Raw genomic sequence first — 10,579 nt, 5'->3', positions numbered from 1 at the left:
CTGAAAGTAGTGCATCTTTAAAGAAAAAAGATACGATCGTGATCAGTAAAAAACCCAGCATGCTAGCAACACTGACCATACTGGAGATGTAAAGTGTCACTAAAAAGATCACCCAAGCAATAACAAAGAATAATGGATTATAAACTAATAAGACACCAACACTCGTGGCCACAGCCTTCCCACCCTTAAAACCAGCAAAAATCGGAAAGACATGTCCAATGATCGCTGCCAAACCGATCAAGAGCGGATCAGCAGTGGAATGGAATAAGAAAGGTAATAGGGCAGCTAAGGTCCCTTTAAACATATCCATCAATAAAACGACCGTCCCAGCTTTTTTTCCTAAAACACGAAATGTATTGGTCGTTCCCATATTACCACTACCGTAATCACGAACATCTTTACCATACATCATCTTCCCGATCCAAACACCTGATGGGATGGAACCTAAAAGATAGCCAATGATCAACATCAAGATGATCTTTAATGTCTCTGACAAAAAAATTCCTCCTCTAAAAAGCAATACGTTTTATTGTACTGGCTTTTGAACATAAATTCAATAATGATCAGACGATATAATTGAAAATAACAAAGATCCCAGCAGCTAAAAAGCCCAGACCGATCACCAGAGTCATTGCTTTTAATTCCCCAGAGGCTTCATCCCAAGCAATGTTTTTTTCATCAGCAGTCAAAGCACTAGTATGATGTAAAATAGCCATTGTAAAGCCGACGATCAAAAACATTAGGCTCATTATGCCATAACCGATCAAAGAAATTATCGGTAATGTAGCTAAATTCCCGATCACCAGTAAGATAACACTTAGTAATAAGCCAAGTGCGAAGAGCAAACGTCCATTCATATGATAAATTCTCCTTAAAACTAGTCTTACAGACATTATTACACTTTTTTAACAGCTTAACAAATGTTTGAGTAATTTACATAAAAAACTTGTGTTGTATTCAAATAAATAAATCGTTAAAATACATCTTGTACACAAGTTTTACCTCACAATAAATTGGAGGAGAAATTTTGAAGATCAAAAAGATCATTTTAAGTTTCGTAGCTTTTATGCTATTAGGGATGTCGACAGTGCAAGCCAAGACGAATTTGGGCGACCAAAATACGATGGCTGTTGCATGGTATCAAACTTCAGCTGAAGTAAAGGCGTTGTATTTGCAGGGATATAATGTTGCACGGAATAATCTGGCAACTAAGCTTGCAACTTCGTCAGAAAAGCCGAAAGCTATCATTTTAGATATTGATGAAACGGTATTAGACAATTCACCATATCAGGCTTACAACGCTTTAAATAATAGATCCTACCCACATGGTTGGGATCAGTGGGTCAAGGCAGCTAAAGCTAAGGCTGTGCCAGGAGCAAAAGACTTTTTGAATTATGCTAATGAGCAGGGAGTTCAAATCTATTATGTCAGTGATCGTGAACAGAGCCAATTAAAGGCAACGATCAAGAATTTGACGGCTGAAGGGTTGCCACAAGCTGATCATGAGCATATCTTGCTCAAACAAAAGCAAGATAAGACTAAAGAACAACGGCGACAACAAGTGGCACAAAAGGCTGATGTTATCATGCTGTTTGGCGATAATCTTTCTGATTTTAACGATCCTGCCGAAAATACTGTCGCTGAACGCACAAATGATGTTATGCAAAATGCAACGCAATTTGGGGATAAATACATCATTTTACCTAATCCAATGTACGGTAATTGGGAAGCTGCATTATATAATAACAATTACCAACAAAGTGATTCCAAGAAGAGTAAGTTACGTAAATCGCATTTAACTTACTTCGATCCAAAAACTAATAAGGTAAAACAAACGACTGTAACTACTAAATAATGAGCTAAAACTTGTGTACTTGAAAACTTGAATTTATCTAGTCAGCCTGCAAGCTAGTAGGCTGATTTTTTATAGTTATAGGATGAATGATTATTGGATAGAATTAAGAAAAATACATCTATCTAGGATATATAGCTAGAACTTATCTAGCCATTGCAAATGTAATGTGTAGTTACTTTTAAGTGAGTCAAATAAACAGGTACTTTTTACCCATCGTATAAGAGTTATGGGATCAAAAAATGAAACTAGACTAGAATAAAAATAACGCCACTCCGAAAATAGGGTGGTGTTATTTTTTGTTATAAACAGATCTTCTGTGCCCAAATTCCAAAGCCAGGATAATCATTCTGTCATCTTGAATATCACATAGGAGGCGATAGTCACCAATTCTGTATCGCCATTCATAGGCAAGATTTCCAGTTAAACCTTTACCATGTAAACGTGGATCAGATACACCATCAAGATTTTTATCTATCCAGGCAAATAGTAACCGTTGAATCTGTTTGTCTAATTTCCTAATTTGTTTTTGTGCTCTTTTTGAGTATTCAACATGATATTCTTTCAAAGACCTAACTCCTTTTTAAAATCAGCATGTGAGATAGTTTCTGGATCTTGTTGATACTCTTTGTACGCCTCTTTATACGCCTGAAGGTCATATTCGTCATCAATTCTTTTTTTTAGAGCTTCTTTGAAGAGAGTAGATAAATTCTCTCCAGAAATCTCTGCATATCCCTTAAAAAGTTCTTCTTCTTGTTGGTTTAATCGGATACTAATAGTAGCCATTTTTAACCCCTCACTTTCTATAAATATTTTACCACGTTCGTGTTACATTGTGTTACTTTTGTTTTGTATATAACTAGATACATTTATAAGTTAATCAATATAAAGTGTATATAAAATAGTATATTTTTTCTCGATTTGATGAGTTCTTATTTATGTTATTATACATATGTAATAATGAACTAGAACCGAGGTAATATAATTATAAAATTTTATATAATTTAAGGGATAGTGAAAAATTATGGCAAGAAAATCTACTTATAATGTTCAGCCTTTTAGATCAGAAACAGAGATCGATGATTTTTTACGGAGAACCAAAAATTCAAAAAGAGACGTTTTTCTATTCTTATTTGGGCTCAATACAGGTTTGCGTATGTCAGACATTGTCAAACTTAGGGTGAGAGACATAAATAAACCAGAACCAATTATTACTGAAAAGAAAACAGGTAAGAAGAAACGACTGTTTTTAGACGGAATTCAGGATATTGTCCAAGAATACATAAAAGATATGAAAGATGATGATGATCAGTTGTTTCCGTCCAGACAGGGTGGACATATAACAGTTAATACCGTATACAAATTGTATGTCAAAATAGGGCATGAACTAGGTAGAGACGATATAGGATGCCACACACTGCGAAAAACATACGGCAGATTTTACTATCTAAAGACGCATGATATTGCTACGTTGATGTACCTATTTAATCATAGTAGCGAGAAGATAACTAAAAGATATATCGGGATCACTGATGATGATGATGCTAAATCAAGTCTTAAAGGATTCCGTATAGGTGTTAAGGGTGGTGAGATATAATGAAATTCTTTTATGGGATACTCGAGTCATTTGCAGACTTTATGGGGTGTCTTTTTAGTATACTTTGGATTGGTTTTTGGCTGATGTTAACCTACGTATATCTTAAGGTAGCTTTTAATATATAAACGATTTTTGGAGGTATTTTAACATGCAGTTGGTTAAAGATATTTCTGTAAATGATATTCTTGAAGATGGTGTAGTTGAAGGGTTGCGTTATATTATACTCAAATCAGAATTTTCGTTGAATGGTTATATTGAAAGACCAGATAATTTACCAGAAGGAGTCGATAATGAACTGTACTGGAGTTTAGACGTGCATGGTCGATTTAGCTTTAGTGGGTACATAAGATGCAATGATAGTAATTTTAGTGGAAGTTACCTGGGTTTTGATACTGTTCATGACATAGACAAGATCCCAGGTAGCGCTACTTGGACTGTAAAAGACGTTCAGCTTGAATGTATACACGTAGCTGAGCAGTTGAAAGAATTAGAGAGAAAGTTGGAATAATTAGTGATAGAGAACGATCGAGATTTAGAATATTATCGTGAAACTGTGCGTGATAATGCGGATATTAGAGTTGGGAGATATTCATTTAAGGGAAATGCTATATTTATGGACGATATAAATCAATCATTCCTTAGTAGGCTTTTCCAACTACAGTCTTATGGGTGGTTTATAATACCAGCGCATTTATTAAATATGTACGTAGAAGAAGAGTATGATAATCGCACAACCAGCAATAAAATTGGACGTGCCCTTGCTGGGGGATTAATGTTTGGGACAGTTGGTGCTGTTGTTGGGGCTACTAGCGGAAAACAGACAGACGAAAATGATTTAACCTGTTCTTGACATTAGCCCGATGTATTCTAGTCCTACAATCTAAAATTAATTGCAACATATAGTAAATCATACCCAATTAGGAGCATTAGTATGGGACATGGACATTTAACTTTAGATGAAAGAGCAAAGATAGAGCTTTTATGGAAACAAGGGAGACGTATGGCTGATATAGCTAGAGAATTAGGTAGGCATAGAAGTACCATTTCTAGAGAGATAAGAAGATCTCAAGATTTTGAAGATTATAAAGAGCTGATGCCTAAAAAGCGAATGAAAATCTTGAGATATGACGCTAAAAGCGCTGAATTTAAGGCTAGGTTAAGATGGGAGACTGTGGGACGAAAATCACTTTATAGCAGCTATACGGGTAGAAAAATCAATAAGTATCTGCGTAAAAAGTATTCTCCAGAACAAATAGCATACGGCACAAAGGATGTGACTGTATCTAAAAATACGATATACAACTGGATCTATCGAGGAAAGCTTGAAATTAGCCGATCTGGCTTACGAAGAAGACGCAAGAAAAAAGGAAAAAGAGTACGAGAATCAGAGGCTGAAATGAACAGAGAATTGATAAAAGGTAGATCAATAGAATTCCGTCCAAAGCAAGCAAATACTCGTTCAGAATTTGGACATTGGGAATTGGATACAATTCTACCTAAACGTGGTAGCAAAGATGTGATAGCTACATTTAGCGAGCGTAAGACACGTTTCTTGTTTGCAGTTAAAATTAAGTCAAAGTCAGGCACATCTCTAATTCCAGCAATAGACACGTTTATGTCGTTGTATGGTGAGTATGCACGCTCCATAACATGCGATCACGGTACTGAATTTACAAATACTACCTTGGTTAATCAAATCGAACAATATGGGGTTAGTGTTTATTTTGCACATCCATACGCACCGCACGAGCGTGGATCAAACGAAAATTTAAACGGGCTTTTAAGGGAATATGTTCCAAAGAAAACGTCATTCTCTAAGTTGTCACAGATGGATTTAAAAAGCTATGTGTCAGAAATTAATAATCGTCCTAAAAAACTCCATAACTTTAGAACGTGTTTAGAAGTATTTAAAGGTGAAATAAAGAGGGCTAAATTTGACAAATGAGGGGGAAAGTTAATATATATTCAATATAAATGTTTAAGTTTTTTTAAAATTGTTGCGTTTAATATTGACTTTCGCCCGATGTATTCTAGTTTACATAATATACATTATAAAAAGTAGTTTTGGTAGCTAAAATAAACAGTTAGTATTATATACATAACTGTTTATTTTAGCTAGACCTTGATCACTAGCTCATCAGTATCGAGCCAGACTTCTTGGCCTAGCGGGATCGTGAATATTGGCTGTGTATGTCCAAAATCTAGATCATACATCACAGGTATCTCTTTTAGGATCGGAAATTTGTCTAGGACGTATAATAATCGTTGCTCTGTCATCTGTGATATTTTGGGAAAACGCCCTAATAAAAGCGCGCATGGTCGTTTAGCTAGTTGTAACACTTGAGCTAACAACCTAGAAAAATCCAGCCAAGTTTCACCATCATCTGCAAATTCAAGCAAAATTATCTTATCCTCAAAGTTTGGTTGGTATTGAGTTCCTGCTAACAAGAACAACGTGTTGACATTACCACCAACTGTTAGACCTCGTACCTGCCCCGATGTATAAACTTTCCAATCAGTCGGGTAAAATGTCCGCTTGCTGTCAGATAAAAACCACTCATCGCTTGACCATGTCTGTGATGGTCGAAGCTCATAATGCTTTTTTGTTAGTGCTTGCATGAAATTGTTATCTTGATAAGCCCCTGCTTTATCGAGCATTTTTAATGTTATATAAGCGGGACCATAATAGGTAACTAGCCCTGTTTTAGCTGTGATAGCATTAGCAAGCGCAGTGAAATCAGAAAAACCGCAAATGATCTTGGGATTATTTGCTATCAGATCAAAATCTAGATATGGTAATAATTCATTTGATGTAAAACCACCGATCACTGTTTGGATCGCTTTGACATTAGGATTGCTAAAAGCAGCATGAATATCATCTATTCGTTCAGAGATGCTGTTAGTGCCATCTAAAGTCATCCCTGATAAATAATTACCAAAAGTGACCTTAAAGCCCATCTGTGTTAATTTTGCTTGGGCTGTTTGATTAGCAGCAAAACCACCGACACAGTCAAATGTCCGACTAGGCGCAATGATCCTGATCTCATCATTTTGTTTCAAGCGTGCGGGTATCAGCATAAACATCCCTACTTTCTAAAAAATATTAAACAAATTTTAGCATATAAATCGTATAAAACAAAAAATATCGACCCCAAGCCAATTGACTTGAGGTCGATATTGATTAATCACCATATGAATTGATATATTCGTGTGCATTATTCCAAAATGGAACTTTGACAACACCTAAGATCTTAGAACGTGGTACAAAGCCATAGGAGCGACTGTCATTGGAAACTTCACGATTATCACCTAAAACAAAGTACTCATCTTTAGGGACCGTAAATGAATGTCCAGTTCCAAGAGTCACACCCTTACCTTCTGCATTTGAGATCGATAAAGTTCCTTCTTTTTGTTGCTCGGTAGTGATATATCCTTGAGATTGGAATTTTCCATTAACATAGAGCTTACCATCATTTTTATACTCGATCTTGTCACCAGGCAAGCCGATAATGCGCTTGACGTATTTTGTACTATCGCTCACACCAGCACGATCGTCAACGCCCTTAGCGCTGAAAACAACGACGGTATCACGTTTTATCTTAGCATGCTTTAACATGATCACACGTTCGTTATTTTGTAGATTAGGATACATTGACAAACCATCGACTTTGACCAACGATAACAGGAAAGTGTTGATCAAAAGTGCGATAAGAAGCCCGATAACAACGGGCCAGATCCAACTCATGATATTTTTAAATGTTGACATCTAATTTTTCCTCCAACGTTTCTAAGTAATTAAAGCTGTTAACTTGTTCTAAAGCATTGGTCTGATCTTTTAAGACGATCTCAAAGATATTGGTCGCATCTTCATTCAGTAAAGGTAAGACATTTTCCCAAGCGATCTTACCCTTACCAAGTTCTAAGCTATCATGTGTTTTGCCTAGCGAGTCAACTAAATGATAATGAACGATATTTTGTTTTAGACGAGTTAAGGCGGTCATTAATTTAGCACTATCCCCCTGCCATTTGATAAAGCAATGCGATGTATCAAAGGCTAAGCGATAATCATGAGCTAAGATCTTGGTATCTAACGCTTCATCCCCATAATAAAATACCGGTGAGATCGAATTTTCAAACATCACATGCTCTTTACCAAGATCTTTAAAATGGTCTAAGCGCTTAAAAACATATTCTTCAGCATGGTCTAAATCAGGATATAAACTGAGAAATTCAGCTGTTTGGCGCGAATAAGATCCATGGATCAATACTTGAACATTTTTGTCATAAGCTAATTGTAACAAATCTAAGGAACTTTGCTCAATAAATCGGTACAACTCTGGCAATTTATCTTCGGGTGTCAAAAGTTCGGTAAAATACTCACGGTAACGCATGGGGTGATGTAATACGATATGGTCTATTTTAGCATCTTTGACTTGATCGATACCATAGGCCAAACGTTTCAGTCCATCCCTAGTAAAGTCGTTTTCAGCAGTGTAGAATTCAAAAACGTTGGGTCGATATTGTAGTCGATCCTTGATCTGTTCAGGGTCAGAACTAGCTTTCAAGCCTAGATCGATTTTTTTCATAAAATCAGCTCCTCCTCAAAAAACTGGATAGGTCATATCACCGATCCAGTTCAAAGCATATATTATTATTTATCGATATCTTCCATCCAACCAAGTGCGAGTGCGTTTTCGCCTAAATGAGTTCCGATAACAGGACCAAAATAGCTGACCTCGATCGAATTGTTTGGATATTTTTTAGCAAGTTTAGCTTGCCACTCTTTAGCTGCTTCTTCGTTATTCGCGTGGATCACGATCATTTTGATCGGATAAGTTAGATCTTTTGTATCTTCTTCAAATAGATCTTCAACGCGTTTTAAAGCGCGTTTAGATGAACGAACTTTATCAAAAGCTACGATCTTGTCGGTCTCATCATCAAAAGTCAAGATCGGTTTGATCTTAAGTACACTACCGACAAAAGCTGCGGCATTTGATAGCCGACCACCACGTACTAGATTTTGAAGATCATCAACGACAAAGTATTCGTTGATCGTTGTCTTTAAATGATCTAAACGAGCTAAGATCTCATCTAGTTCTTTGCCTTGTTTGGCCATCCGAGCTGCTTCGATCGCTAAGTACCCCATCAACAGAACTGTGATCTCAGAATCTACAGGTACAACTTGGATATTGTCGACAGTATCTTTGACTGTTTCCAAAGTTTGAACTAAGCCAGAGATCGTACCAGCTAAATGGATACTGATCACAGCATCATAGCCTTGGTCACCTAAGGATTCATACAGCTCGATCAATTTGCCGATCGGTGGTTGTGAGGTGCTAGGGAAAGTTTCCGAAGTCCGTAGCTTTTCATAAAATTCTTCAGTAGTAATATCAATACCTTCATCATAGCTTTTACCATCGAGAATAAACGGGATAGGAACGATATGGATATCATTTTCTTTGATCTGTTCCGCGCTTAGATAGGCTGTACTGTCGGTAACAACAGCTATTTTCATAAAATTACACCTACTTTAATTATTATTGCAAGTCCTATCATAACACACAAATAAGCTAGTTACTAGCACAGTTCTTACTTGTGCGCGTTCAACAAGCTTCTTTTAAAACGACTTTAAAAATAAATTATATCACTAGATTAGCAAACTTTACACAGATAACTTTGCTCTTTTCTGAAATAAAGGCTACAATATTAAGTGAAACTTTTTAAAGGAGGCTTTTAACATGGCATTTGATGGTATTTTTACCCGTGCAATGGCTAACGAATTAAATGAGCTTCTCTTAGATGGACGCGTGATGAAGATCTCGCAACCTTACGCCAATGAAGTCATCCTAACGATTCGCCAAAATCGCCATAACTATCCTGTTTTATTATCGGCACATCCCAATTATGCGCGTGTTCAGGTCACTGAGATCCCATATACTAATCCCCCAGTCCCAACCAATTTTACGATGGTCTTACGTAAGTATTTAGAAGGTGCTAAGCTAGTAAAACTCGAGCAATTGAATTGTGATCGTGTTCTCAATTTCTATTTTATGACTCGAAATGAGCTCGGTGATCGGTTGCCGTTGGTCTTAAGTATTGAGATCATGGGACGTTATAGCAATATCATCTTAGTAGAACAAGAGACTAATAAGATCTTGGATACTGTAAAGCATGTCGGGATGGATCAAAATCGTTATCGGACGCTATTACCAGGAGCTACTTATAAGATCCCCCCTGCTCAAACTAAACGCGATCCTTTTTTTGATCCAGATAAGCTTTATTTAGAGCTAGTCAAAGCTCATCCGAATCGTGAAGTCTTAGCTACGCAACTTGTCAAGACCTATCAAGGACTATCGCGTCAAAGCGCCCTACAATTAGCTAAGATGCTACACGAAGATCGCGACTTAAGTGCTAGTTTTAACGCTTTTTTAGAGCAAACTAAGCATCCTAAAGCTAATATCTTTACCGAAAAAAACAAGCTAGCCTTTGATATCTTTACACACCATACGACTAAACAAAAATTTGCAACTTTAAGTGAGATGCTCGATAGCTACTATCAAGAAAAAGCAGTGCGCGATCGCGTTTTTCACCAAGGTGCAAAATTGATCCACGTCGTTAAAAAAGAACTATCTAAAAATCAAACTAAGCTCAAAAAATTGGCTAAAGAGCTCAAAAATACGGATAGAGCAGATGATCTTAGAGTCAAAGGTGAATTGCTGACGACTTATCTTTACCAGGTAAAGCCAAATGCAACGAGTGTGACGCTACCTAATTATTATGATGATGAAAAGCCAGTTAAGATCACACTCTCACCACAACTTTCACCAGCTCAAAACTCACAAAAGTATTTCAAAAAATATCAAAAGCTAAAAAATGCGGTTGCACACATAGAGCAACAATTAGCTTTAACTAAAGCTGAGATCGCGTATTTAGAAAGTGTACAGATGCAATTAGAACTAGCCCAACCAAGTGATCTAGATGATATCGAGCTCGAATTACAAACAGCCGGTTACCTATCCCAAACTAAGCAACAAAAAAAGCGTAAACCTAAATTAGGCAAACCAGAAACCTTTGTTGCTACTGATGGGACCGAGATCTCAGTCGGTAAAAATAATTTGCAAAATGATCGG

14 protein-coding genes are annotated in these 10,579 nt (G+C 36.7%); 6 read left to right on the top strand and 8 right to left on the bottom strand.

Translation table 11 applies throughout. The features are described 5' to 3' along the window. A partial coding sequence (gene plsY / locus Q9Q35_RS06845; protein WP_304652714.1) for a glycerol-3-phosphate 1-O-acyltransferase PlsY occupies positions 1–469 on the bottom strand: 469 nt, incomplete at its 3' end. 94 nt (positions 470–563) lie between these two features. After that, positions 564–857, bottom strand: a complete 294-nt coding sequence (locus tag Q9Q35_RS06840; protein ID WP_304652713.1) for a hypothetical protein — start codon at positions 855–857, stop codon at positions 564–566. Positions 858–1,027: 170 nt separating this feature from the next. Between Q9Q35_RS06840 and Q9Q35_RS06835 the strand changes: the two genes are divergently transcribed. Continuing rightward, positions 1,028–1,855 carry a 5'-nucleotidase, lipoprotein e(P4) family gene (locus Q9Q35_RS06835; protein ID WP_304652712.1) on the top strand — a complete coding sequence of 276 codons (828 nt, stop codon included), beginning with the start codon at positions 1,028–1,030 and terminating at the stop codon, positions 1,853–1,855. A gap of 289 nt (positions 1,856–2,144) precedes the next feature. Here the strand turns inward: Q9Q35_RS06835 and Q9Q35_RS06830 are convergent, their stop codons facing one another. Beyond that, entirely contained in the window at positions 2,145–2,420 is a 276-nt protein-coding gene (locus Q9Q35_RS06830) for a type II toxin-antitoxin system RelE/ParE family toxin (RefSeq protein ID WP_304652711.1), read from the bottom strand. Then, complete coding sequence (gene relB / locus Q9Q35_RS06825; RefSeq protein ID WP_304652710.1) at positions 2,417–2,638, bottom strand: type II toxin-antitoxin system RelB family antitoxin; 222 nt, start codon at positions 2,636–2,638, stop codon at positions 2,417–2,419. Before relB ends, Q9Q35_RS06830 begins: the two co-directional genes overlap by 4 nt. A 238-nt stretch (positions 2,639–2,876) precedes the next feature. On the opposite strand from relB, the gene Q9Q35_RS06820 reads away from it, so the two are divergent. The 4 genes from Q9Q35_RS06820 (at position 2,877) to Q9Q35_RS06805 (ending at position 5,394) form a co-directional block, all read left to right on the top strand. Continuing rightward, positions 2,877–3,449, top strand: coding sequence for a tyrosine-type recombinase/integrase (locus Q9Q35_RS06820; protein ID WP_304652709.1), 573 nt, complete (start codon positions 2,877–2,879; stop codon positions 3,447–3,449). 148 nt (positions 3,450–3,597) lie between these two features. Then, on the top strand, positions 3,598–3,957 hold the full coding sequence (locus Q9Q35_RS06815; protein ID WP_304652708.1) for a hypothetical protein: 360 nt from the start codon (positions 3,598–3,600) through the stop codon (positions 3,955–3,957). Between the two features lie 3 nt (positions 3,958–3,960). After that, entirely contained in the window at positions 3,961–4,299 is a 339-nt protein-coding gene (locus Q9Q35_RS06810; protein ID WP_304652707.1) for a hypothetical protein, read from the top strand. 81 nt (positions 4,300–4,380) lie between these two features. Then, positions 4,381–5,394 carry an IS30 family transposase gene (locus Q9Q35_RS06805; RefSeq protein WP_304652706.1) on the top strand — a complete coding sequence of 338 codons (1,014 nt, stop codon included), beginning with the start codon at positions 4,381–4,383 and terminating at the stop codon, positions 5,392–5,394. Between the two features lie 170 nt (positions 5,395–5,564). On the opposite strand, the gene Q9Q35_RS06800 is transcribed toward Q9Q35_RS06805, so the two are convergent. The 4 genes from Q9Q35_RS06800 to Q9Q35_RS06785 all read right to left on the bottom strand — a co-directional run bounded on the left by Q9Q35_RS06800 (position 5,565) and on the right by Q9Q35_RS06785 (position 8,964). Continuing rightward, positions 5,565–6,527, bottom strand: a complete 963-nt coding sequence (locus Q9Q35_RS06800) for a S66 peptidase family protein (RefSeq protein WP_304652705.1) — start codon at positions 6,525–6,527, stop codon at positions 5,565–5,567. A 103-nt stretch (positions 6,528–6,630) separates the two neighbouring features. Then, positions 6,631–7,215 carry a signal peptidase I gene (gene lepB, locus Q9Q35_RS06795; protein WP_304652704.1) on the bottom strand — a complete coding sequence of 195 codons (585 nt, stop codon included), beginning with the start codon at positions 7,213–7,215 and terminating at the stop codon, positions 6,631–6,633. After that, positions 7,202–8,035, bottom strand: a complete 834-nt coding sequence (locus tag Q9Q35_RS06790) for a TIM barrel protein (protein WP_304652703.1) — start codon at positions 8,033–8,035, stop codon at positions 7,202–7,204. Before Q9Q35_RS06790 ends, lepB begins: the two co-directional genes overlap by 14 nt. Before the next feature lie 65 nt (positions 8,036–8,100). Next, complete coding sequence (locus Q9Q35_RS06785) at positions 8,101–8,964, bottom strand: DegV family protein (protein WP_304652702.1); 864 nt, start codon at positions 8,962–8,964, stop codon at positions 8,101–8,103. Positions 8,965–9,187: 223 nt separating this feature from the next. Here Q9Q35_RS06785 and Q9Q35_RS06780 point away from each other — a divergent pair. Further along, positions 9,188–10,579, top strand: a 1,392-nt coding sequence (locus Q9Q35_RS06780; protein ID WP_304652701.1) for an NFACT family protein, incomplete at its 3' end; no start/stop codon positions are given.

Origin of the sequence: uncultured Ligilactobacillus sp. (assembly GCF_948826705.1) — a bacterium.
Lineage (GTDB): Bacteria > Bacillota > Bacilli > Lactobacillales > Lactobacillaceae > Ligilactobacillus.
This window is presented reverse-complemented; position numbering and strand designations above follow the sequence as displayed.